Below are 22,774 nucleotides of genomic sequence, written 5' to 3' on the forward strand. Positions count from 1 at the left end.
GCAGGATGTTCTGATGAGCTTTGCCGATACCCTGGCCGCGGCGCTGGCGCCGCTTGGCCGCCAGGCGATCCCCTTTGTTGACCAGGCGGGCGACCCTTCCCGCCCGCTGGTGCTGCACACCTACCGCCCGGATGGCTTCACCGCCGACAGCCCGGTGGTGATCGTGCAGCACGGCATGAACCGCAATGGCGACGAATACCGTGATTTCTGGATCCCCGCGGCAGACGCCCACAAGCTGCTGATCGTCGCCCCTACCTTCGGCCATGCCGAGTACCCGGACCCCGACACCTACAACAACGGCCACGTCCTGGCCGCCGATGGCAGCCTGCGCCCGCGCCACCAATGGGGCTACGAGGTGCCGGCGCGGGTTTTCGCCCTGTTGCGCCAGGCCGGCGTCACGCAACGGGAAAAGGTGCATTTCTTTGGCCATTCGGCCGGCGGGCAGTTCGGCCACCGCATGGCAGCGACCCAGGACCTCACCCCCTTCGAGGCGATCGCCGTCGGCAATCCGGGTTGGTACAGCCTGCCGGTGCTGGACAAGCCCTTCCCTGAGGGACTGGGCGGCATCGGGCTGCGGGAGGACGACCTGCGCCGCCTGCTGGACTTCCCGCTGCTGATCCTGGCGGGCGAGCAGGACATCGAGACCAGCGGCCCCAGCCTGCCGGCCAACGCCGCCGCCGTGGCGCAGGGGCCGCACCGCTATGCCCGGGCGCGGAACTACCTGGCGGCCGGCCGGGCGGCGGCGGAGCGACTCGGCATGGCCTGCCGCTGGCGCCTGCAAAGCGTGCCGCATATCGGCCATGACGGCGCCGCCATGTCCCGCGTTGCCGCCAGCCTGTGGTTCGAGAACACCATGCCGGAAGACGCGGTGCTGGCCGGATGGGGCGGGCGGTCCTCCCTGTAGGAAGGCTGCGGCGGGTGCCGGCTTGCCGGCTACAAGGCCGGCCGGTTCCCGAAAATGGCGGTGCCGATCCGGACATGGGTGGCGCCATGGGCGATGGCGGCCTCGAAATCGCCGCTCATGCCCATGGACAGCGTGCCGAGTCGCAACCGCCCGGCCGCCTCCGCCAGGGCGGCGAAATGCGGGTTCGGGTCTTCCTCGGCAGGCGGGATGCACATCAGGCCGGCAACCGGCAGGCCATGGCTTTCCCGGCATTCGGCCACGAAGTCATCCAGCGCCTCGGGCAGGATGCCGGCCTTTTGCGGCTCCCGCCCGGTGTTCACCTGCACCAGAACCTGCGGGCGGCGCCCTTCCCGGGCCATCGACTCGGCGAGAACCGCGGCCAGCCTGGGCCGGTCCAGGCTTTCGATCACGTCGGCCACCCGCACGGCATCCCTTGCCTTGTTGGTTTGCAGGGCGCCGATGATGTGCAGCCGCAGGTCCGGATGATCCGGGCGCAGGGCGGGGAACTTCCCGGCGGCCTCCTGCACCCGGTTCTCGCCGAAGCAGTTCTGGCCCGCGGCCAGCGCGGCGGCCACCGCTTCGGCGGGGTGGAATTTGGACACGGCGACCAGGGTGACGGCGTCCGCCGCGCGCCCGGCGCGAAGGGCGGCCTCGGCGATGCGCGCGCGCACCTGCTTCATGTTCTCGGCGATGCTGGACATGGCGGGGCCAGCCTAGCCCAGCCCGCCGCATAGAGGAACGCCCGCCCTGGCTGTGGCGCCCGCGCCACAGTGTTTCAAGGAAGTCGCGCGAGCCGCAAGCGGAGCATTGCCCGCCCACTCAACTGCGAAGCATAGTCTCCCCAGGCCTGTTTCAGCCCTGCAATATCTCTTGCGCAGGACCCTGCCGAGGGGGGCAGGCGGGCCGCGGGACAAGCCGGATGCTCCGGCGCGTGAGGAGGACTTGGGATGCGCAAGATTCTGTTGGCGACCACTGCTGTCGTCGCCACCGCCGTGCTCGGCATTGCCGACGCTTCGGCGCAGCAGGCTCCGACGGTTCGCGTCGGCGGCTATTTCCGCTTCAACTACGCCTTCACCGACCAGGATCAGGGCCGGACGGCCGCCTCGGGCCAGACGTTTGATGCCGCCGGCCGCCGTGGCGCCAATCTGGGCAAGTCCGACTTCACCTCCGACGCCGAGATCCACGTGATCGTCGAGGGCAAGGCTGCCAACGGCATCAGCTACGGCACCACGATCGAAGTGCAGGTGGACCAGAACCGCCAGGCCACTGCGGGCACCGCCACCAAGACGTCCATGGACACGGACGAGATGTATGTGTGGGTGTCCTCCCCCACCGCCGGCCAGCTGCGCTTCGGTGACGAGGACGGCGTGGTGCTCGGCGCCATGGCGAACGGCTTCATCACCAACTTCGGCACCGGCGGTGTCGACGGTGACGCCTGGGACAACGTTGTCGGCGGCAACTATCGCCCGGCCTACATCGCCGGTGGCTACCTGAACGACAGCACCAAGGTGATCTACACCTCGCCGCAGTTCTTCGGCTTCGACTTCGGCGCGTCCTTCGGCTTCAACGACGCCGAGGGCGAGGACAGCGGCTGCGAGACCTTCGGCGTCAACTGTGACCGCGCCGACTCCTATTCCTACGGCGTTGCCGGCGCGCGCCGTAAGAACGAAGTGCAGGCCGCCCTGCGCTATCGCGGTTCCTTCGCCGGTGTCGGCCTGGCCGCCACCGCGGGCTACATCGGCAGCGGCGCCACCAAGAACACGGACGGCGCCTCGGCTGACGGCCTGGCGGTTGGCGTGTTCGGCCTGCAGGCGACCGCCTACGGCGCCACGGTTGGCGCGAACTACGCCATTGGCCGTTCCAACGCCGGCCTGACGGTGCTGAACCAGGGCATCGACGACCGCAACCTGAACAACCTGTTCGTGGGCGCGTCCTACACGATGCAGGCCCTGACGGTTGGCGCCAACGCCAACTGGCAGACCTCGGCCGGTAACGTGAACAACCCGGCGGCCCGCAAGGACCAGATCTGGTCGGTCGGCGCCAACTACGCGCTGGCTCCGGGCCTGGCCCTGGTGGCCGAGTACACCCAGGGCACGACCAAGGAAGGCGGCCAGGACCGCGGCCAGGGCATCGGCAACAAGACCGAAGTCAACGTGTTCATCGCGGGCATCCGCATGGCCTTCTGATCCCTTTCGGGACCGGAAAGCTGGGGGCGGCGGGGAAACCCGCCGCCCTTTTCGTTTTTGCGCTTGATCCCCCCTCTGGGCCGCCTATCGTGCGGCGGCCATGCGCAAGCTCCTCGCCCTCGGGCTGATCATCCCCCTCGCCGCCTGCGGCTACGGCCGCCAGGTCCAGAATGACGAATATTACGACGACAGCCGGCGCGCCCGCGTGCAGGGCCGGCTCACCGGCTCGGACGGCATCCTGTTGCTGGGCACGGACCGGTCCTCGCCGCAGGCCGCGCAGGATGGCGGGGCGCTCGGCGTCAACGCCTATCTGTGGCGGGCCACGCTGGACACGTTGTCCTTCCTGCCGCTGACCTCGGCCGACCCGTTCGGCGGCGTCATCATCACCGACTGGTATTCGCCCCCCTCCACCCCGGGTGAGCGCTTCCGCGCCACGGCCTATATCCTGGGCCGGCAGCTGCGCTCGGACGGCGTGCGGGTGACGGTGTTCCGCCAGGAACAGCGCGGCGGCAACTGGGTGGACGCCCCGGTGGCGCAAAGCACCAACACCGATCTGGAGAACCAGGTGCTGGCCCGGGCGCGCGAGCTGCGCAGCCAGACCGCCAGCCGCTGACCCGGCGCCGCCCAGCCCCAGGGGCAGGCTCCCGCCTGCCCTGCGCGCCGCCGACCCTTCCCTTGCCGCCGCCCAGCCCCTATCCCTTGGCGGTCGCCCGTTTTTGCTGATTGCCGCATCCCATGAATGACGCCGCCACCCCAGCCCGCTATGACTTCGCCGCCGCCGAGCCGCGCTGGCAGGAAGCCTGGACCGCGCAGCGCTGCTTCAGCGTGCCGGACGTGCCAGCCGGCGACCGCCCGAAATACTACGTGCTGGAGATGTTCCCCTACCCCTCGGGCAAGATCCATATGGGGCATGTGCGGAACTACACGCTGGGCGATGTGGTGGCGCGCTACAAGCGGGCGCGCGGGCACCAGGTGCTGCACCCGATGGGCTGGGATGCCTTCGGCCTGCCGGCCGAGAACGCGGCGCGGGAGCGCGGCGTGCATCCGGCGCAATGGACCTACGCCAACATCGCCGCCATGCGGGCCGAGTTGCAGCGCATGGGCCTGTCGCTGGAATGGGACCGTGAATTCGCCACCTGCGACCCGTCCTATTACGGGCACCAGCAGAAGCTGTTCCTGGACTTCCTGAAGGCAGGCCTTGCCGAGCGTAAGGAAAGCTGGGTCAACTGGGACCCGGTGGACCACACCGTGCTGGCCAATGAGCAGGTGATCGACGGCCGCGGCTGGCGTTCCGGCGCGGTGGTCGAAAAGAAGAAGCTGTCCCAGTGGTTTCTGTCCATCACCAAATTCGCGCCGGAATTGCTTTCCGCGCTGGATGGGCTGGAGCGCTGGCCCGAGCGCGTGAAGCTGATGCAGGCCAACTGGATCGGCCGCTCCGAGGGCGCCCGTGTGCGGTTCGCGCTGGAAACCCCGGCCGGGGGCATTCCCGAGGTGGAGGTGTTCACCACCCGCCCCGACACGCTGTTCGGCATGAGCTTCCTGGCCGTCGCCGCCGAGCATCCGCTGGCCGCCGCCGCCGCCGCGAACAACCCGCAGATCGCCCGGTTCATCACCGAGGTCCGTTCCCTCGGCACCTCCGAGGCGGCCATCGAGCAGGCGGAAAAGCGCGGCATCGACACCGGTCTGCGGGTGAGGCACCCCTTCACCGGCGAAACCTTTCCGGTCTGGATCGCCAATTTCGTCCTCATGGAATACGGCACAGGCGCCATCTTCGGCTGCCCTTCCGGCGATCAGCGCGACCTTGAATTCGCCCGCAAATACGCATTGCCGGTGCCGCCCGTCATCCTGCCCCCAGGCGCGGACCCGGCCAGCTTCCAGATCGGCGACACCGCCTATACGGAAGACGGGACGCTGTTCAATTCGGGCTTCCTCGACGGGCTCGGCACCGCCGAAGGCAAGCGCGCCGCGATCGACGCGCTGGAAAAGCAGGGCGCCGGCACCGGCGTGGTGAACTGGCGGCTGCGCGACTGGGGCGTGTCGCGCCAGCGCTACTGGGGCTGCCCGATCCCGGTGATCCATTGCGAGGCGTGCGGCGTCGTCCCGGTGCCGGACGAGCAATTGCCGGTGACCCTGCCGGAGGACGTGGATTTCTCGAAATCCGGCAACCCGCTGGACCACCATCCGACCTGGAAGCATGTGGGCTGCCCGTCCTGCGGCAAGCCGGCGCGGCGCGAAACCGACACCTTCGACACCTTTGTCGATTCGTCCTGGTATTTCGCCCGCTTCACCGCGCCCAAGGCCGGCACCCCGCTGGTGGCCGAGGCCGCCAATGGCTGGCTGCCGGTGGACCAGTATATCGGCGGCATCGAGCACGCGATCCTGCACCTGCTGTATTCCCGCTTCTTCACCCGCGCCTTGTCCGGCATGGGCAAGATGCAGGCGCCGGAGCCCTTCGCCGGGCTGTTCACCCAGGGCATGGTGCAGCATGCCTCCTACCGCGCGAAGGATGGCCGCTGGCTGGCACCGGACGAGGTGGACGTGGCCGCCGACGGCTCGGCCACCGACAAAGCGACCGGCCTGCCCGTGACGGTGTCGCGCAACGACAAGATGTCGAAGTCGAAGCGCAACACCATCGACCCCGGCGCGATCATCGACCAGTTCGGCGCCGACACCGCGCGCTGGTTCATCCTGTCCGACAACCCGCCGGACCGGGACATGGAATGGACCACGGCGGGCGTGACCGGAGCATCGCGCTTCAGCCAGCGCCTGTGGCGCCTGGTGCACAATGCTCTGCCCACCCTGCCGGCTCCGGAGGTGCTGCCAGCCGCCGACGCGGCGCGCGACCTGCGCCGGGCGACGCACCGCACCATCGCCGCCGTCACGGAGGCGCTGGAAACCTTCGCCTTCAACGTCGCCGTGGCGCGCATCCATGAATTCGCGAATGTGCTGGAAGCGCATCAGGGCGCGGATGCCGCGGCCCGGCGGGAAGCGCTGGAAGCCGCCGCCCGCCTGATCAGCCCGATGATGCCGCATTTGGCCGAAGAATTGTGGTCGATGCTGCGGCCGGGCGCGCCGCTGGTGGCCACGCTGCCCTGGCTGGAATCGGACGCCGAGATTGCCAAGGCGGACAGCGTCACCCTGGCCGTGCAGGTGCTGGGCAAGCTGCGCGCCACCATCGAGGTGCCGGTCGGCGCCGACGAGGCCACCATCTTCGCCACGGCGGAGGCGGAGGAGAACGTGCAGCGCGCCCTTGCCGGGCGCCCCATCCGGAAGCGCATCCATGTCCCCGGCCGCATCGTCAACTTCGTTGCCTGACCCTGTGGCCGGCGGCTTGCCCTCCAGGCGGCGTCTGCTGCGGCTGGGCGGCCTTCTGGGCGTGTCGGCGGCTGCGCTGGCCGGATGCGGCTTCCGGCCGCTCTACGCGCCCGGAGGCGGCTCTGCGGCGGTGGAGGATGCCAGCCCCGATGTGCGCGCCATCCTGTCCTCGACCGAGGTGGCGCTGATTCCCGAACGCTCCGGCCAGTTGCTGCGGCGCGCCCTGCAGGAACGCCTGGGCGCGTCGGGCGCGAGCGGGATGAGCCATGAGCTGCGGGTCAGCCTGTATGTGGCCAACGAACTCGAAGGCTATCGCCGCGACGGCACGCCATCCCGCGTGCGGAGCACCGTGACCGGCAACTGGCTGCTGCGGGACCGGGGCACGCCGGCGGTGGTGCTGGCGCAGGGTTCCGAGCGCGCCTTCGATGCCTATGACGTGCCGGACAACCAGTTCTTCGCCGGCGATGCGGCGCGCGATGCCATGTTCCAGCGGCTGATCCGGCAACTGGCCGACGACATCGTGCTGCGCCTGAGCATCAGCCTGCGCGGCACCTCCGCCGCCTGAGCGGCCATTGGCCAAGATCGACCCCCGCCGCGTCACGGCCTTTCTGAAGGAGCCGGGTGGCTGCCGCGTGGCGCTGTTGCATGGCGAGGATGCCGGGCTGATCCGCGAACGGGCGGAAGCGTTGCAGCAGGCGGTGCTGGGCGGCGACGACCCGTTCCGCCTCACCGAATTGCCGCGCGAGGCCGCGGCGAAGTCTGGCGTGCTGGCGGGCGAGATGGCGGCGCTGTCGATGACCGGCGGACGGCGCGTGGTGCGGGTGCGCGACGCGGCCGACGCGCTGGCCGGCGCGGTGAAGGACGCCCTGGCCGGTCCGGGCGAGGCATTGGTGATCCTGGAGGCCGGGGAATTGCCGGCCAGGGCGAAGCTGCGAAACCTGCTGGAGCCGCATCCGGCGGCCGCCGTGATCCCCTGTTACCGGGAGCGGGGCGCCGAGCTCGCGGCGACGATCGGGCGGCTGCTGCAGGAACAGGATGTCGGCGCCGACCCGGCCGCCCTGGAATGGCTGGCGAACCGCCTCGGCGAGGACCGCATGCTGCTGCGGCGCGAGGTGGAAAAGCTGGCCCTCTACGCAGGCGCAGGCGGCCGGCTGTCGGAGGAGGATGTGGTGGCCTGTGCCGGGGAAGGCTCCACCCTTGATCTGGACGAGGCGCTGATCGCCGCAACAGCCGGGGACGTGCCGCTGGCCGACCGGGCGCTGGATGCCGCCTTCGCCGAGGGCGCCAGTCCCATCGCGGTGCTGCGCGCGGCGCTGCGGCATGTGCAGCGCCTGCACCTGGCGGCGCTGGGTGTGGCCCAGGGACAGCCCCCTGCCGTGGCGCTGGAGGCCCTGCGGCCACCCGTGTTCTTCCGGGCGAAGCCCGGCTTCGAGCGCGCGCTGCGGCTTTGGCCGCCGGGGGCGCTGGCTGCGGCGGGCAGCGCCCTGCTGGAGGCAGAGAAGCAGGGCAAATCCGGCTCCATCGCCCGGCCGATCCCCGATGCCGTGGTGGCGCGCGCGGCGATCCTGCAGCTGGCGCGGCATGCCCTGTCCCTGAAGCGGCGCGGCTGATTGCCGCCTTTGGCCGCCAGCGCGGCCTTGCTTTAGCGGCAGGTTGACAGGCCAAAATCCGCCTTGCCACGATGAACCACGAACCGGATCGGCCATTCCGCTCGCTCCGCAGAAGCAGAAGGAGCGCTATTCATGCCCCGGCCAGTTCCGGCCTTTTCCTGGACAAGGCCCTTCCACCTGTCCGGCACGAGACGCCCCCTGGGACGCCGGATACCTGCCCTTCTCCCTGACACGTTTCGGAAAAGGGTGGCGGCATGAGCATGGAGAACAAGGGCGCCGCCGTTTCCGTGCCACCGCCGCCCAGGGCCATTTACCGCTCCGTCGGCCAGGGCGTGCCGCGTCGCCTGCGGCGGATCCTGGCCCTTGATGATTTCGAGCCGGCGGCGAGACGGGTCCTTCCCCGGCCTCTCTTTGGCTATGTCGCGGGCGCGGCGGAAACCAATGCGGCCTATCGCGACAACCGGGCGGCGTTCGACGAATGGGCTTTCCGGCCCCGCTACATGATTGACGTTTCGCGGCGCAGCATCGCCACCACCCTGCTGGGGGAGGAATACCGAGCGCCCTTCGGCATCGCCCCCATGGGCCTCAGCGCCATGATGGCCTATCGCGGCGACATCGCCCTGGCACGGGCCGCGCGGGAGGCCGGGGTCCCGATGGTCCTGAGCGGCTCCTCGCTGATCCGGATGGAGGATGTGGCGCGGGAAGCGCCGGAAAGCTGGTTCCAGGCCTATCTTCCTGTGGATGAAAGCCGCATCGCGCGCCTGCTGGACCGCGTGCTCCAGGCCGGCTTCGGCACGCTGGTGGTGACGGTGGACACCACCACCATGGGCAACCGGGAAAACAACATCCGCACCGGCTTCTCCACCCCGCTGAAGCCATCCCTGCGGCTGGCCTGGGACGGGGCCATCCGCCCGCGCTGGCTGTGGGACACCATGTTCCGCACCTTGCGGCACCATGGCATGCCGCATTTCGAGAACAGCTTCGCCGAGCGCGGGGCCCCCATCATCGCCCGCAATGTGGAGCGCGATTTCGGCGCGCGGGACCACCTGAACTGGTCCCACATCGCCCAGATCCGGCGGCAATGGAAAGGGCATCTGGTGGTGAAGGGCATCCTGCATGGCGAGGATGCGCGGCGGGCAGCCGCGGAAGGAGTGGATGGCGTCATCGTCTCCAATCATGGCGGGCGCCAGCTCGACGGAGCGATCTCGGCCCTGCGCGCCCTGGCGGAGGTGCGGGCGGTGGCCGGCGGCATGGCGGTGATGATGGATGGTGGCGTCCGGCGGGGGGCGGATGTTCTGAAGGCGCTGGCGCTGGGCGCCGATTTCGTTTTCGCCGGGCGCCCCTTCCTGTATGCCGCCGCGGTGGCCGGGGAAGCCGGCGTGCGGCACGGAATCGATATCCTGGCGCAGGAGGTGGACCGGAACCTCGCCTTGCTGGGATGCCTATCCCCACGCGAACTCGGGCCACAGCACCTGATGCGGATCAGCGGGGCCGGGCCGGTCGGGAATTCAGCAGGGGCCGCTCTTTGAAGGCGGCCCTCCCGCTCTAGGTGGGCGTGAGCAGCCTGATCAGGCCGTCCAGCTGATCCAGGTCGCGATAGGCGATGGTGATCCTGCCGCCTTTCTTGCCGTGCTGGATGGCCACCTTCAGCCCCAGCCTGGCCACCAGATCCCGTTCCAGCGCCTTGGTGTCGGCATCCTCGCTGATGGCGTCAGGGCGTGGCCTGATGCGCTCCGCCGCCGCCGCGAGGGCCTCGGTCTGGCGCACATTCAGGCCCCGCGTCACCACCATCTCCGCCAGCTTCAAAGGGTCGGAGGCTGTCAGCAGGGCGCGCGCATGGCCAGCGGACAAGGCGCCGCGCTCCACCATGTCGCGCACCTTGGGCGGCAGGGCCAGCAGGCGGAGCATGTTGGCGACATGGCTGCGGCTCTTGCCGACCGCCTGGCCCAGCGCATCCTGGGTCAGGCCGAATTCCTCGGTGAGGCGTTTGTAGCCCTGGGCTTCCTCCAGGGCGTTCAGATCCTCGCGCTGCAGGTTCTCCACCAGGGCAGCGGCCAGCGCAGCACGGTCATCCAGCTCATGTACGAAGACCGGCACTTCGTGGCGCTGCGCCAGCTGCGCCGCGCGCCAACGCCGCTCTCCGCCGATGATCTGGTAGGTGCCGGGCGCATTGGGCTTGGGCCGCACCAGAATGGGCTGCAGAACCCCATGCTCGCGGATCGAAGCGGCCAGTTCCGCCAGGCCCGACTGGTCGATGGGCCCACGCGGCTGAAAGGGGCCCGGCTCCAGCGACTCCACCGGCAGGCTTCGCGGCGCGCTGGCGGTCACCGGGGTTGCGGTGTTGCTGTCACCCAGCAAGGCGGAAAGACCCATGCCCAGCCGGGCTGGCTTGCGTGCGCTCATGCCGCCTTGCTCCCATCCTTGCCACCCCGCAGCCGCTCCCGCCGCAGCAGTTCGGCCGCCAGCTTGATATAGGATTGTGCGCCGGTTGAACGTGGATCGTAGAGCAGCACCGGCAGGCCGTGGGAGGGCGCCTCGCTGACGCGAATGTTGCGGGGAATCACGGTCTCGAACACCTTGTCTCGGAAGAAGGCCCGGACGTCGGCCGCCACCAGCTCCGACAGGTTGTTGCGGCGGTCGAACATGGTCAGCACGATGCCATCCAGCGTCAGCCCAGGGTTCAGGACGCGCCGGACACGGTCAATGGTACGGGTGATCTGCGAAACGCCTTCCAGGGCGAAGAACTCCGCCTGGAGGGGAATCAGAACCGATTCAACGGCCACAAGGGCGTTCAGGGTCAGCAGGCCGAGGGAAGGCGGGCAGTCGATCAGGATGAAGTCGAAGCCCTTCAACGTATCGGCGGCGGCCTCCAGGGCCAGGCGCAGCCGGTGTTCCCGGTGTTCCAGGCCAACCAGCTCGATCTCGGCTCCCGCCAGATCATTGTCGGCCGGCAGCAGGAACAGGTCCGGCACCCGCGTGGGCCGCATCAGCTCCGATAAGGGCTTCTGGCCGACCAGAAGGGCATAGGAGCCGGCGCCACGCTCGCTGCGCGGCAGGCCCAGCCCGGTGGAAGCATTGCCCTGCGGATCGAGGTCGATCACCAGCACGCGCTTCTTGGTGGCCAGGGCCGTGGCGAGGTTGATCGCGGTGGTGGTCTTGCCGACGCCGCCCTTCTGGTTGGCGAGAGCGATGCGTCGCAGGGAGGGCTTAATCGCCGGCACGGCGGATTCCAGTGATGCGAAGGAGTGTGGCTTCAGGGTCTGTGCTGCTCTTGAACCGCTCGACGTCCATTGTCCAGCCCGCCGCCCGTGCGGATTCCAGTTCTGAGGAGGCGGAGCGGCCTTTCGGAAAGATCGCGACCCCATCCGGCGCCATCAGGCGGGAAGCCCAGCCCAGCAGGCTCTCCAACGGAGCCAGGGCGCGTGCCGTCAGCACGGCGATGGGCGGCAGACGCACCGCCTCGATCCGCTCGGCATGGATGTGAACGTGGCGCAGCTTCAGTTCGGCTGCGGCAGCCTGCAGAAAGGCCGCCTTTCGCCGGTCGGACTCCACCAGATGCACAGGCCGCTCAAGCGCCATGGCAAGCACCAGCCCCGGGAAGCCGCCGCCGGAACCAAGATCGGCAAGGGGCCCCTCTCCTTGTGAAATCAAGGGAAGCAATTGGAGGGAATCCGCCATGTGGCGATGGCGCAGAACCTTCAAGTCTTGTCCGGCCATCAGGTTGATGCGCGCATTCCAGCGCATGAACAGATCGGCGAAGCGATCGAGCCGGCCTTGCGTTTCACGTGAAACATCCAGCGTGCCCGGCAGCTGCAGCACTTCTTCCTGTTTCACGTGAAACGTCCTTCCCGGCGACGGAGATGCACGGCCAGGGCGGCCAGGGCAGCCGGCGTGACGCCGGGCACCCGCCCGGCTCCTCCCAGGCTTCCCGGCTGCGCAACCTGCAATCGCTGCTTCATTTCATTCGAAAGGCCGGGAATGGTGCTGAAATCCAGGCCGGGCGGAATGGTCACGCGCTCCTCCCTTTGCAGAAGCCGCAATTCAGCGGCTTGCCGCTCCAGATAAGGCGCATACAAGGCTTCCGCCTCCACCTGTGCCCGCACATCGGCCGGAAGGGCGCGCAGCCAGGGGAAGGCAGCCTCCACCGCATCCACCGACAGATCGGGAAGGGCCAGGATCTCCAGAAGGCTGCGCCAGCGGCCATCCTGGTTGATCGCGATCCCTGCCGCTTTCAAGGCCGCAGGCGATCCACCTTCCGACCTGGCCCTTACCTTGGCATCCGCCACGGCGGCGGCAAAGGCCTGGAACCTGGTTGCCCGCTCCGGCCCCACGACCCCCCAGGCAATCCCCTGCTCGGTCAGCCGCAGGCCGGCATTGTCGGCACGCAGCGACAAGCGGTGCTCCGCCCGGGCGGTCAGCATGCGGTAAGGCTCGCTGACGCCCTGAAGGACCAGGTCATCCACCATCACGCCCAGATAAGCCTCCGTGCGCGCCAACACACGGTCGGCCCGGACGTCCCCCGCAAGGGCGGCGGCATTCATGCCGGCCAGGAGCCCCTGCGCCGCGGCCTCCTCATAGCCGGTAGTGCCATTGATCTGTCCGGCCAGGAACAGGCCCGGCACAGCGCGCACCTCCAGCGTCGGACGCAAGGCGCGGGGATCGACATGGTCGTATTCGATGGCATAGCCGGGCCGCAGGATCACCGCCCGTTCCAATCCCGGGATGGTGGACAGGAAGGCCTGCTGCACATCTTCCGGCAGGCTGGTGGAAATGCCGTTGGGGTAGACGGTGGGATCTTCCAGGCCTTCCGGCTCCAGGAAGATCTGGTGCTTCTCCCGCTCCGCGAAACGCACCACCTTGTCCTCGATGGAAGGGCAGTAGCGCGGGCCGACACCCTGGATCTGCCCCGAATGGATCGGGGCGCGATGCAGATTGGCCCGGATCAGGGCATGGCCCTCCGGCGTCGTGGCGGTGATGCCGCATTCCACCTGCCGGTTGGTGATGCGGTCCGTCATCCAGGACAAGGGCTCGGGCTCGGCATCGCCGGGCTGCATCTCCAGGCTTGCCCAGTCGATGCTGCGGCCATCCAGCCGTGGCGGCGTGCCGGTCTTCAGCCGCCGCATCGGCAGGCCAAGCGCCTCAATCGCCAGGGCCAGCCCAATGGCGGGGGCATCGCCAACGCGCCCGGCGGGAATGCGGGTTTCCCCGATATGGATCTCGCCCCGCAGGAAAGTGCCCGTCGTGATCACCAGCGCTCCGCATCCGATCCGCGCGCCATCCGCGGTCAGGACAGCCGTCACGCGGCCGGATGCATCCCGCTCGATCCCTTCCGCCGCCAGGGCGCGGATCGTCAATCCGGGCTGCGCTGCCAGCAGTTCCTGCACGGCCTTACGGTAAAGCGCACGGTCGGCCTGGGCCCGAGGCCCACGGACAGCCGGCCCCTTGCTGCGGTTCAACAGCTTGAAGTGAATCCCCGCTGCGTCGGCGGCGCGACCCATCAGGCCGTCCAGCGCATCGACCTCCCGCACCAGATGCCCCTTCCCCACCCCGCCAATGGCCGGGTTGCAGGACATCTCGCCCAGGGTTTCCAGCTTGTGCGTCAACAGCAGCGTATGGGCGCCGCATCGGGCGGCAGCGGCGGCGGCCTCGGTGCCGGCATGGCCGCCACCCACCACAACAACATCGAAATCGGTATCGCGCATGTCCCTGATATAGCGGGACGTGGCCTACTTTCCGATGCAGAAATCCCCAAAGACCACGTCGAGCACGTCTTCAACCCCCACGTGCCCGGTCAGCCGCCCCAGGGCGCGCAGCGCCGCGCGAAGGGATTCGGCGGATAGTTCCGGCAAGGGTGCCGCCTGCGCCTCCCGCAGCCAGGACGCCGCTTCCATCAGCGCGGCGCGATGGCGGGGCCGGGTCAGGCTGGCCTCTGCTGTCAGCCCAGCCCGGTCGGCAGCCAGATCCTCCAAGCGCTGGCGCAGCGCTTTCATCCCGTCTCCCGTTCGTGCCGACACGGCCAACGCTGCTTCTTGCACGGAAGGTGGCGCGAGGTCGCTTTTGCTGGCGACAACCAGTGTTTCCGGCGTCACCAAGGCCAGGGTCGCCGGGTCGGCGGCGCGGTCGGCGGCGAACACCGCCATCACCAGATCCGCTTCCTCGGCCCGGCGGCGGGCCCGTCGGACGCCTTCCGCCTCGATCTCGTCCGGCGTGTCGCGCAGGCCGGCGGTATCGGCCAGCCAGACCGGCACCCCCGCCAGATCCAGACGCACCTCCACCACATCCCGCGTGGTGCCCGCGCGCGCCGAAACAATCGCCGCCTCCCGGCCCACCAGGGCGTTCAGCAGGGATGACTTGCCGGCATTCGGTGCCCCGACAATGGCGACCCACAAGCCTTCCCGCAGCCGCTCGCCACGCCCGCCATCGGCCAGATGCGCCTCGATCCCGGCGGCCAGCGCCAGGGCCGCTTCCCGGACCTCGTCTTCCAGCGTGGTGGGGATGCCGTCCTCGGCGAATTCGATAGCGGCTTCCTGATGCGCCAGCAGGCGGGTGAGGCGTTCCGCCCAGCCGCCATAAAGATCGGCAAGCGCCCCACCGGCCTGCCGGAGCGCTTGGCGCCGCTGCACCGCCGTCTCGGCCTCAATCAGGTCGGCGATTCCTTCGGCGGCGGTCAGGTCCATCCGCCCATTCAGGAAGGCGCGGCGGGTGAACTCGCCCGGCTCGGCGGGACGGGCGCCGCAGGCCAGCAATGCTTCCGTCACGCCGTCCAGCACCGCGCGCCCGCCATGCAGATGCAGCTCGGCCGCATCCTCGCCGGTGTAGGAGCGGGGCGCGGGAAACCAGAGCACCAGCGCCTCGTCCAGCACCTCCCCTTCCAGGGGGTGCCGCAGGCGGCGCAGGCTGGCCATGCGGGGCCGCGGCAGGCCACCCGCCAGCCTGGCCAGGATGGCGCCGCTTTGCGGCCCCGACAGGCGCAGCAGCGACACGGCCGCCCGCCCGGCGCCGGATGCCAGGGCGAAGATGGTGTCGAAGCCGGACATCCCCTTCAGCCTTTCGGCACCACGTCCTTTTCCGTCAGCATCAGCCGCCGCGCCCGGCCGCCTTCCACCAGATGCGCCCGCAGGATTTCATCGACATCCTCGCGCGTTTCAGCGCGGTACCAGATGCCTTCGGGATAGATCACGATGGCCGGGCCGAACTCGCAACGGTCCAGGCATCCCGCCTGGTTCACCCGGATGGCGGGGATGCCGAGTTCCTTGGCGCGCGACTTCATGTAGTCCTTCAGCTTCTCGCTGCCCTTCGCGGCGCAGGAGCCACGCCGGTGCCCCTCCGCCCGGCGGTTGCAGCAAACAAACACATGCGCCTGGAAATAGGCGGGTGGATCCTGCGTCTCCACCACCGGAACGGTGGCTTCGGGGGCGGCGGCCTGGGTCACGGGCATCATCCTTCAGCAGCGTATGGGGCGGACCATTCCTCATCTAACGACGCGCCGTGGCATCGGCCAGTCACCCCTGCCGCCGACCGGCACGGGAGGCCTTGACGCTGCGGGCAGAGCGTGTCGAATCGCCCTGATGCCTCAACTCTCCCTTCTCACCCCCATTGGCGCACTGACCCTGTCCGAGGAGGACGGGGCGATTGTTGCGCTGGATTGGGGGCGTGGCCGCGACCAGGCGGAAACCCCCCTTCTGCTGGCCGCGCGCGACCAGCTGCAGGATTATTTCGACGGCCAGCGGGCGGAGTTCGACCTGCCGCTGGCACCGCATGGCTCCGTCTTCCAGCAGCGCGTATGGGCGGCCCTGCGGGAAATCCCGCCCGGCGAAACGCGTTCCTATGGCGAAGTGGCGCGCGCGATCGGCTCCGTCGCCCGCGCCGTTGGCCAGGCCAATGGCGCCAACCCGATTCCCATCATCATCCCGTGCCACCGCGTGGTGGCGGGTGGCGGTGCCCTGGGCGGCTATTCCGGTGGCGATGGCCCGGCCACGAAGACCTATCTTCTCGAACTGGAGCGCCGCGCGCGGCGCCAGCAAGGAACCCAGCCATGATCCATGCCATCCGCATCCACGAGCATGGCGGTCCGGAGAAGATGGTGTGGGAGGAAGTGCCCCTCCCCGCTCCGAAGGCCGACGAGGTGCTGGTGCGCCATGAGGCGATCGGCCTGAACTATATCGACGTTTATTTCCGCAACGGCCTCTACAAGGTTCCTTCCCTGCCGGCGACGCTTGGCATGGAGGCCGCCGGCGTGGTGGAGGCTGTGGGCAGCGAGGTGGCCGATTTCGCCGTGGGCGACCGGGTTGCCTACGCCATGGCGCCGATTGGCGCCTATGCGGAAGCGCGCACCCTCAAATCCGACCGCGTGGTGAAGATCCCCGACGACATCGACAGCCGCACCGCCGCGGCGATGATGCTGCAGGGCATGACGGCGCAATACCTGCTGCGCCGCACCTATCCGGTGAAGGCCGGGGACACGATCCTGGTGCATGCCGCGGCCGGCGGCGTCGGGCTGATCATGTGCCAATGGGCCAAGGCACTGGGCTGCACCGTGATCGGCACGGTTTCCACGCCCGAGAAGGCGGCCCTGGCGCAGGCCCATGGCGCGGCGCATGTGCTGATCTCAGGCCAGGATGACCTGCCGGCACGGGTGAAGGACATCACCGGCGGCGCCATGCTGCCCGTGGTCTATGACAGCGTCGGCAAGGACACCTTCATGACGTCGCTGGATTGCCTGGCACCGCTCGGGATGATGGTGTCCTACGGCAATGCCTCGGGCCCCGTGCCTCCGGTCAATATCGGCCTGCTCGCGGCCAAGGGTTCCCTGTTCCTGACCCGCCCGACCCTGGCGACCTACACCGCCCGCCATTCCGACCTTGTCGCCACCGCCACCGACCTGTTTTCCGTGGTGCAGTCCGGCGCGGTGAAGATCCAGATCAACCAGAGCTTCCCGCTGAAGGATGCCGCCGAGGCGCACCGGGCGCTGGAAAGCCGCCAAACCACCGGCTCCACCATCCTGCTGCCCTGAAGGCGGCCTTGCCGGATGGTGGTCACCTCCGGCCCGTCCGCGAAGACGCGTCCCGCCCTGTTGGGCTAGCCGGGCAGGTAATAGCGGTAGCGGTAGATTTCCCGCAGGCCGAGCGCCTCATACAAGGCACAGGCCGGGGCGTTCGCGGCCGAAACCTGCAGCCAGGCGGTCGAGCCCCCCTGCTCCGCCGCCCAGGCCGCCCCGGCGGCGATCAGGCGCCGCGCCAGGCCCTGGCGCTTGAAGCCGGGATGCGTGGCGATGTCGAAGAAGCCGACCAGCCGCCCATCCACCGCCAACTGCCCCACGGCCATCGCCTGCCCGCCCCGCCCCCGCAGCACCAGCCAGGCCGCGGGAACCATCATCATCCGGGCGGCCTGCTGCTTCTCGGCGCGGCGCTCGGTGGTCTGGTAATCGGCCGTGGCCAGGATGCCCAGCCATTCCTCATCCGGCGCGGGCTTCACCTCCAACGCCTGATCCGGCGCCGCGAACGCGGCCAAGGGGCCGGCCATGACCCGTGAATCCTCGGTGGCGCGGTAGCCCCGCTCCAAGAGGGCTTCCTCCAGGCCAGGCGGATCGAGCGGGGTGGAACGGAAGCGTGGCGGCAGTCCGGCCCGGCGATAGGCTGCCTCAATGCGCTCCAGGCGAAGCGGCAGGCTTGCATCCGGCGCCGGATCGAGGGCGCTGACGGCATTGGCCCGCCCCGTGCCGCCCAGGAAGGCCCGCAACAGGAACGGCCCGTCAAAGGCCGTGCGAAGGGCCGGAACCGCCGTGTGCGAGGCGCGCTCCAATTCGGACACCGAGACGCCCTGCCAGGAATATGCGTTCATTCTGTTCCCCGTTCCTGGTCCCGCAGCCTACCGCCCGCTTCGGCGAAGAACAGGCGGTGAGCCCCGCGAAGCTCGCAAGGGTTAGGGGCGGCAGAAGCAGGGCTGGGCAGGCATGAAAAAAGCCAGGGGCACTGGCCCCTGGCTTGTCCACCCACCCGCTTGCCGGGCTCAGGTGTTCATGGCGTCGAAGAAATCCTGGTTGGTCTTGCTGTATTTCAGCTTGTCCAGAAGGAACTCCATCGCATCCTGGGTGCCCATCGGGTTCAGGATGCGGCGCAGCACCCACATCTTGGTCAGGGTCGGGCGGTCGATCAGCACCTCCTCGCGGCGGGTGCCGGACTTGGCGATGTCGATGGCCGGGAAGACGCGCTTGTCGGACAGCTTGCGGTCGAGGATCAGCTCGGAATTGCCCGTGCCCTTGAACTCCTCGAAGATCACCTCGTCCATGCGGCTGCCGGTGTCGATCAGGGCAGTCGCAATGATGGTGAGGCTGCCGCCTTCCTCGATGTTGCGCGCCGCGCCGAAGAAGCGCTTCGGCCGCTGCAGGGCATTGGCGTCCACGCCGCCGGTCAGCACCTTGCCCGAGGACGGCACGACCGAGTTGTAGGCGCGGCCGAGGCGGGTGATGGAATCCAGCAGGATCACCACATCCCGCTTGTGCTCGACCAGACGCTTGGCCTTTTCCAGCACCATCTCGGTCACCTGCACGTGGCGGGTGGCCGGCTCGTCGAAAGTCGAGGCCACCACCTCGCCGCGCACGGTGCGGGCCATGTCGGTGACTTCCTCGGGGCGCTCGTCGATCAGCAGCACCAGCAGGAAGACATCCGGGTGGTTGGCGGAGATGCTGCGGGCGATGTTCTGCAGCATCACGGTCTTGCCGGTACGCGGCGGCGCCACGACCAGGGCGCGCTGGCCCATGCCGATCGGGGCCACGAGGTCGATGACGCGCGGCGTGTAATCCTTCTGCGCGCCCTTGGCGACGCTCTCGAATTCCGGGTTCTCCATCTTCAGCCGGCGCGTCGGATAGAGCGGCGTCAGGTTGTCGAAGTTGATCCGGTGCCGCAGCGCCTCGGGCGGCTCGAAATTGACGGTGTTGACCTTGAGGAGGGCGAAATAGCGCTCGCCATCCTTGGGGGCCCGGATCTGCCCTTCCACCGTGTCGCCGGTGCGCAGGCCGAAGCGGCGCACCTGGGCCGGGGAGACATAGATGTCGTCGGGACCCGGCAGGTAGTTGGACTGGGGGGAGCGAAGGAAGCCGAAGCCGTCGGACAGGATCTCCAGCGTACCATCGCCGTGGATCGCCTGGTCGTTCTCCGCCAGCTGCTTCAGGATCGCGAACATCATGTCCTGCTTGCGCAGGATGGAGGCGTTCTCGATCTGCAGCGACTCGGCGAAAGCGAGCAGGTCAGAGGGGCTCTTGGCCTTGAGTTCAGACAGGTGCATAGGTCGGACGCGTTCCGTTCCGGCGGGAAGGCAGGGGACATTTCCGCGGATGGGCTGGACACGGTCCGCAGATCATCGCCGCGCTTGTGCCGCAGCGGGATTGTCCCGAAAGATGAGGAGGGAGCCTCGGCAGCAGGCCAAGCCGTAGCTTGTTCCGCCACCTTGACGAGAAGCGCTGTCACGCTAGGGGCATGGAAGGCTTTTCGTCAAGTGAGCAATTGGCGCGGGCGCAATCATTTTCAAGCGGCTTCAACAATTTCCCGCAACAATTTCCGGCCCGGCGCCCGCGGCGGGCTGCGATACCACCGGTTGATCCATGCGCGCCATTCTGCGCGGGGCCCGATGATGGCTTCGGGTCCGGCAGGTAGCAAGGCATGGCTAGAACGGCCGGACGATCACCATGATGACGATCAGCACCATCAGCACCGTTGGCGCCTCATTGGCGATCCGCCAGTACCGCTCGGTGCGCGTCCGCTCATCACGCTCGAAGCTCTTGCGGGCCGTGGCCAGATGGCCATGGAAAGCGGACATCAGCAGGAAGCCTGTCATCTTGGCGTGCCACCAGCCGGCGGACCAGTCGATGACGCCAGGGGTCAGCACCAGGGTGATGCCGAAGAGCCAGGCCGCCGCCATGGCGGGGTTGATGATGGCGCGCAGCAGCCGCCGCTCCATCACCTTCAGCATCTCGCTGCGGCCAGAGCCGGCGGGGGCGGCGGTGTGGTATACGTACAGGCGCGGCAGGTAGAACATCCCTGCCATCCAGGCGATCACCGAGATCAGGTGCAGCGCCTTGGTCCAGGGATAGAAACCCGCCAGCGCGTCGATCGTCATGCGGCCAGCCCCAGCAGGGCGGGCAGATCGGTCATGCTGCGGAAAGGCTGCGCGCCCTGGGCCGCCAGCAGCGCCGGCTGCATTTCCCCGGCATAGGCCAGCACGCGGCAGCCGGCGGCGATGCCGGCGCGGATGCCGGGCAGGCTGTCCTCGATCACCACGCAATCCCTGGGCGCGGCGCCGCAGGCCATGGCGGCGGCTTCGTAGATGTCCGGATAGGGCTTTGGCCGGTCCACATCCTCAAAGGAAAGAACACGCCCGCCGAAGCGTTCCCCGATGCCGAGCCGCTTCAGCTTGGCCTCCAGCTCCATCCGGGAGGAGTTGGAAGCGCAGGCCACCGGAAAGGCCGCCGCCACACGGGCCAGCGCTTCCAGCGCGCCTTCCACCGCGATCACGTCGGTGGCCATGCGCTCGGCCAGCCGGCGGGACATCTCGGCCGGCCAGCTGTCGGGCAGGCGCCCCCATTGCGCCTCGATCACCGGCATCATGTCGGGCACGGCGCGCCCCAGGAAGATGTGGCGCGCCTCGGCGGGGGTGATGGGCCAGCCGCGCGCGGACAGGTCCTCCGACACCACGGCGGCGGCCAGGGCCTCGCTGTCCGCGAGCACGCCATCGCAGTCGAACAGCACCGCGGCGGGGCGCGGCTCCAGCGGGCGGAGTTCCGGGAAGCGCGGGCCTGGAAAGCGCGGGTCGGGCGGCGTCATGCCGCCGCCTTCTGCTGGCGGGTCAGCCTGGCATGGGGGCAGTCGCCATGCGCCTTGGGGCATTGCCGGGCGCCAGCGAAGGAGCACAGGGTCCGACCGCTATCCTGCGTCCGCCACACCAGATCGGCCAGGGCGGCGATGAAGGCCGGGTCGCTGTTCTGCGCGGGGGCGCGGAAATAGCCGGGAATGCCCAGCTTGTGCGCCAGCTCCTTGTATTCGACATCCAGCTCAACCAGCGTTTCCGAATGCTCGGACACAAAGGCGACAGGATGGATCAGCACGGCGGCGCCATCCTTGGCGGCCTGTTCCAGCGCCTCCTCGGTGGAAGGGCCGATCCATTTCTGCGGCGTCACGCGGGACTGATAGCAGATGGCGCTGTCCAGCCCCTCGATGCCGAGATGGCGGATAATGGCGGCGACGCTCTGCTCCACCTGCCACTGGTAAGGGTCGCCGCGCTTGACGATGCTTTCCGGCAGGCCATGGGCGGAGAACAGCAGGCGCAGCGGCGTTTCCGCGGGCAGGCTGGCCCTGGCCTCGTCAAAGGCACGGCGCAGCATGGCCGCGGTGGCGCGTGCGAAGCCTTCGTCGGAATGCCAGCAGCACAGGGTGCGGGTGGGCAGGTCGAGGTTGATCCTGGCGCAGGCCGCCCCCCAATCCTCCACCGAGGAGCCGGTGGTGGTGGTGGAATATTGCGGGTAGAGGGGCAGCAGCAGCACCTCCTCCGCGCCCCATTCCTGCACCTGCCGCGCCGCCGCATCGGCAAAGGGATGCCAGTAGCGCATGGCGACGAAGCAGCGGATGTTCGTCTGCCCGCCCGCCGCTTCGCCCGCCAGCGCCGCTTCCAGCGCCTGGGCCTGCGCCACCGTCAGTTCCAGCAACGGCGACTTGCCGCCCAGGATGGCGTAGTTCTCGCTGGCCGCCTTGGTGCGGCGCGCGGCGATGAATTTGCCCAGGAGCGGGCGGATCAGGCCCGGCACCCGCAGGATGGCCGGATCGGTGAACAGGTTCTCGAGAAACGGCCGCACAGCCTCGGGCCGGTCGGGGCCACCGAGGTTGAACAGCACAATGGCGAGCTTGCGGATGGCGGGCCGGGCGGATGCGGACATGGAGCAGGAGATGCCCGCGCCCGTCGCGCTGTGCAAGGGATGGCCAGGCTCCTGGCGGGGTTTCTGGCGAATCGTTTCCTTGTTTGCGCTGCCCCTCAGCCCTAGGTGGAAGGCAGCGCCCTTGCGGGCGATCGGAATGATTGAACAGAATGGCCCCGTGATGAACGACCAGAACCCGCCCGACAAGAAACCAGCCGTTGAATTGCCGACGCCGGCCGATCTGCCGGAGGATATGGCGACGCAGCCCCTGCCCGAGCAGCCCGCCGATGCGATGGCCCGCATCGCCGAGCTGGAGGCCGAGCTGGCCCAGCTGCGCGACCGCTGGCTGCGTTCGGAAGCGGAAATGCAGAACCTGCGCACCCGCACCAAGCGGGAGATCGAGGAGGCGCGCCTTTACGCCGTGCAGAAATTCGCCCGCGACGTGGTGGAGGCGGCCGACAACCTGCGCCGCGGCCTCGACGCCCTGCCCGCCGCGCAGGAAGGCGAGGCCGAGCTGCTGAGCAAGATGCGCGGGGGCTTCGAGGGCGTGGAGCGCGCCTTCCTGTCGATCCTGGAGCGCAATGGCGTGGCGCGGCACGATGCCGCCGGCCAGCCCTTCGACCCGGAGCTGCACCAAGCCATGGCGCAGCAGCCGCCGCCCGAGGGCGTCGCGGCCGGCACCGTGATCCAGGCCTGGACCCCGGCCTGGACGCTGAATGGCAGGCTGCTGAAGCCCGCCATGGTGGTCGTCGCCGGCGAGGGCGTTTCGGAAACCGCCTGAGCGGCGCTTCCGCCGCTGCACAATTTTTGCGCAGCGGCGAAGGTCGCTCTTGTCCCGGGGCGTTTGGCTCAATAC

22 protein-coding genes are annotated in these 22,774 nt (G+C 69.0%); 10 read left to right on the forward strand and 12 right to left on the reverse strand.

Annotated features, from left to right (window positions below):
* Positions 1-13: 13 nt before the first annotated feature.
* Entirely contained in the window at positions 14-904 is an 891-nt protein-coding gene (locus F0Q34_RS07425) for an alpha/beta hydrolase (RefSeq protein ID WP_149811529.1), read from the forward strand.
* Positions 905-933: 29 nt separating this feature from the next.
* On the opposite strand, the gene F0Q34_RS07430 is transcribed toward F0Q34_RS07425, so the two are convergent.
* On the reverse strand, positions 934-1,605 hold the full coding sequence (locus F0Q34_RS07430) for a YggS family pyridoxal phosphate-dependent enzyme (RefSeq protein ID WP_149811530.1): 672 nt from the start codon (positions 1,603-1,605) through the stop codon (positions 934-936).
* Between the two features lie 246 nt (positions 1,606-1,851).
* Between F0Q34_RS07430 and F0Q34_RS07435 the strand changes: the two genes are divergently transcribed.
* The 6 genes from F0Q34_RS07435 (at position 1,852) to F0Q34_RS07460 (ending at position 9,544) form a co-directional block, all read left to right on the forward strand.
* Positions 1,852-3,090 (forward strand): porin, encoded by a 1,239-nt coding sequence (locus F0Q34_RS07435; RefSeq protein ID WP_149811531.1) that lies wholly within the window; start codon positions 1,852-1,854, stop codon positions 3,088-3,090.
* A gap of 100 nt (positions 3,091-3,190) precedes the next feature.
* Positions 3,191-3,703, forward strand: a complete 513-nt coding sequence (locus tag F0Q34_RS07440) for a DUF3576 domain-containing protein (RefSeq protein ID WP_149811532.1) — start codon at positions 3,191-3,193, stop codon at positions 3,701-3,703.
* 122 nt (positions 3,704-3,825) lie between these two features.
* Positions 3,826-6,405 carry a leucine--tRNA ligase gene (gene leuS, locus F0Q34_RS07445; protein ID WP_149811533.1) on the forward strand — a complete coding sequence of 860 codons (2,580 nt, stop codon included), beginning with the start codon at positions 3,826-3,828 and terminating at the stop codon, positions 6,403-6,405.
* Entirely contained in the window at positions 6,398-6,970 is a 573-nt protein-coding gene (gene lptE, locus F0Q34_RS07450; RefSeq protein ID WP_161600794.1) for an LPS assembly lipoprotein LptE, read from the forward strand. The genes leuS and lptE overlap by 8 nt, the downstream gene beginning before the upstream one ends.
* 7 nt (positions 6,971-6,977) lie before the next feature.
* The gene (holA, locus tag F0Q34_RS07455) at positions 6,978-8,015 is read left to right on the forward strand and encodes a DNA polymerase III subunit delta (RefSeq protein WP_149811535.1); all 1,038 of its coding nucleotides are present in this window, start codon (positions 6,978-6,980) and stop codon (positions 8,013-8,015) included.
* 254 nt (positions 8,016-8,269) lie between these two features.
* Positions 8,270-9,544: an alpha-hydroxy acid oxidase gene (locus F0Q34_RS07460; RefSeq protein WP_241665376.1), complete on the forward strand. Its 1,275-nt coding sequence runs from the start codon at positions 8,270-8,272 to the stop codon at positions 9,542-9,544.
* A gap of 16 nt (positions 9,545-9,560) precedes the next feature.
* Here F0Q34_RS07460 and F0Q34_RS07465 read toward each other — a convergent pair whose 3' ends face one another.
* The 6 genes from F0Q34_RS07465 to F0Q34_RS07490 are packed head-to-tail and all read right to left on the reverse strand — an operon-like array spanning position 9,561 to position 15,453.
* Positions 9,561-10,418 carry a ParB/RepB/Spo0J family partition protein gene (locus tag F0Q34_RS07465; protein WP_149811536.1) on the reverse strand — a complete coding sequence of 286 codons (858 nt, stop codon included), beginning with the start codon at positions 10,416-10,418 and terminating at the stop codon, positions 9,561-9,563.
* Positions 10,415-11,227 carry a ParA family protein gene (locus F0Q34_RS07470; RefSeq protein WP_456316238.1) on the reverse strand — a complete coding sequence of 271 codons (813 nt, stop codon included), beginning with the start codon at positions 11,225-11,227 and terminating at the stop codon, positions 10,415-10,417. The genes F0Q34_RS07465 and F0Q34_RS07470 overlap by 4 nt, the downstream gene beginning before the upstream one ends.
* Entirely contained in the window at positions 11,223-11,849 is a 627-nt protein-coding gene (gene rsmG, locus F0Q34_RS07475) for a 16S rRNA (guanine(527)-N(7))-methyltransferase RsmG (RefSeq protein ID WP_149811538.1), read from the reverse strand. Before rsmG ends, F0Q34_RS07470 begins: the two co-directional genes overlap by 5 nt.
* Entirely contained in the window at positions 11,846-13,717 is a 1,872-nt protein-coding gene (gene mnmG, locus F0Q34_RS07480; RefSeq protein ID WP_149811539.1) for a tRNA uridine-5-carboxymethylaminomethyl(34) synthesis enzyme MnmG, read from the reverse strand. The genes rsmG and mnmG overlap by 4 nt, the downstream gene beginning before the upstream one ends.
* 24 nt (positions 13,718-13,741) lie before the next feature.
* On the reverse strand, positions 13,742-15,052 hold the full coding sequence (gene mnmE, locus F0Q34_RS07485; RefSeq protein WP_149811540.1) for a tRNA uridine-5-carboxymethylaminomethyl(34) synthesis GTPase MnmE: 1,311 nt from the start codon (positions 15,050-15,052) through the stop codon (positions 13,742-13,744).
* Positions 15,053-15,057: 5 nt separating this feature from the next.
* Positions 15,058-15,453 carry a (2Fe-2S) ferredoxin domain-containing protein gene (locus tag F0Q34_RS07490; RefSeq protein ID WP_456316236.1) on the reverse strand — a complete coding sequence of 132 codons (396 nt, stop codon included), beginning with the start codon at positions 15,451-15,453 and terminating at the stop codon, positions 15,058-15,060.
* Positions 15,454-15,583: 130 nt separating this feature from the next.
* On the opposite strand from F0Q34_RS07490, the gene F0Q34_RS07495 reads away from it, so the two are divergent.
* Together F0Q34_RS07495 and F0Q34_RS07500 are read left to right on the forward strand one after the other, a co-directional pair.
* Positions 15,584-16,054 carry a methylated-DNA--[protein]-cysteine S-methyltransferase gene (locus tag F0Q34_RS07495; RefSeq protein ID WP_149811541.1) on the forward strand — a complete coding sequence of 157 codons (471 nt, stop codon included), beginning with the start codon at positions 15,584-15,586 and terminating at the stop codon, positions 16,052-16,054.
* Positions 16,051-17,028, forward strand: a complete 978-nt coding sequence (locus F0Q34_RS07500; protein ID WP_149811542.1) for a quinone oxidoreductase family protein — start codon at positions 16,051-16,053, stop codon at positions 17,026-17,028. The genes F0Q34_RS07495 and F0Q34_RS07500 overlap by 4 nt, the downstream gene beginning before the upstream one ends.
* A 65-nt stretch (positions 17,029-17,093) precedes the next feature.
* Here F0Q34_RS07500 and F0Q34_RS07505 read toward each other — a convergent pair whose 3' ends face one another.
* The 5 genes from F0Q34_RS07505 to hemH form a co-directional block, all read right to left on the reverse strand.
* On the reverse strand, positions 17,094-17,855 hold the full coding sequence (locus F0Q34_RS07505) for a GNAT family N-acetyltransferase (RefSeq protein ID WP_149811543.1): 762 nt from the start codon (positions 17,853-17,855) through the stop codon (positions 17,094-17,096).
* A 168-nt stretch (positions 17,856-18,023) separates the two neighbouring features.
* Positions 18,024-19,298, reverse strand: a complete 1,275-nt coding sequence (gene rho, locus F0Q34_RS07510) for a transcription termination factor Rho (protein WP_149811544.1) — start codon at positions 19,296-19,298, stop codon at positions 18,024-18,026.
* Positions 19,299-19,676: 378 nt separating this feature from the next.
* Positions 19,677-20,129 carry a protoporphyrinogen oxidase HemJ gene (gene hemJ / locus F0Q34_RS07515; protein WP_149811545.1) on the reverse strand — a complete coding sequence of 151 codons (453 nt, stop codon included), beginning with the start codon at positions 20,127-20,129 and terminating at the stop codon, positions 19,677-19,679.
* Positions 20,126-20,833 (reverse strand): HAD family hydrolase, encoded by a 708-nt coding sequence (locus F0Q34_RS07520; RefSeq protein WP_149811546.1) that lies wholly within the window; start codon positions 20,831-20,833, stop codon positions 20,126-20,128. The genes hemJ and F0Q34_RS07520 overlap by 4 nt, the downstream gene beginning before the upstream one ends.
* Positions 20,830-21,939, reverse strand: coding sequence for a ferrochelatase (gene hemH / locus F0Q34_RS07525; protein WP_149811547.1), 1,110 nt, complete (start codon positions 21,937-21,939; stop codon positions 20,830-20,832). Before hemH ends, F0Q34_RS07520 begins: the two co-directional genes overlap by 4 nt.
* Positions 21,940-22,096: 157 nt before the next feature.
* On the opposite strand from hemH, the gene F0Q34_RS07530 reads away from it, so the two are divergent.
* Entirely contained in the window at positions 22,097-22,699 is a 603-nt protein-coding gene (locus F0Q34_RS07530) for a nucleotide exchange factor GrpE (protein WP_370751131.1), read from the forward strand.
* The last annotated feature ends 75 nt before the right edge of the window (positions 22,700-22,774 follow it).

Source organism: Teichococcus oryzae, assembly GCF_008386565.1.
GTDB classification, from domain to species: Bacteria; Pseudomonadota; Alphaproteobacteria; order Acetobacterales; family Acetobacteraceae; genus Pseudoroseomonas; species Pseudoroseomonas oryzae.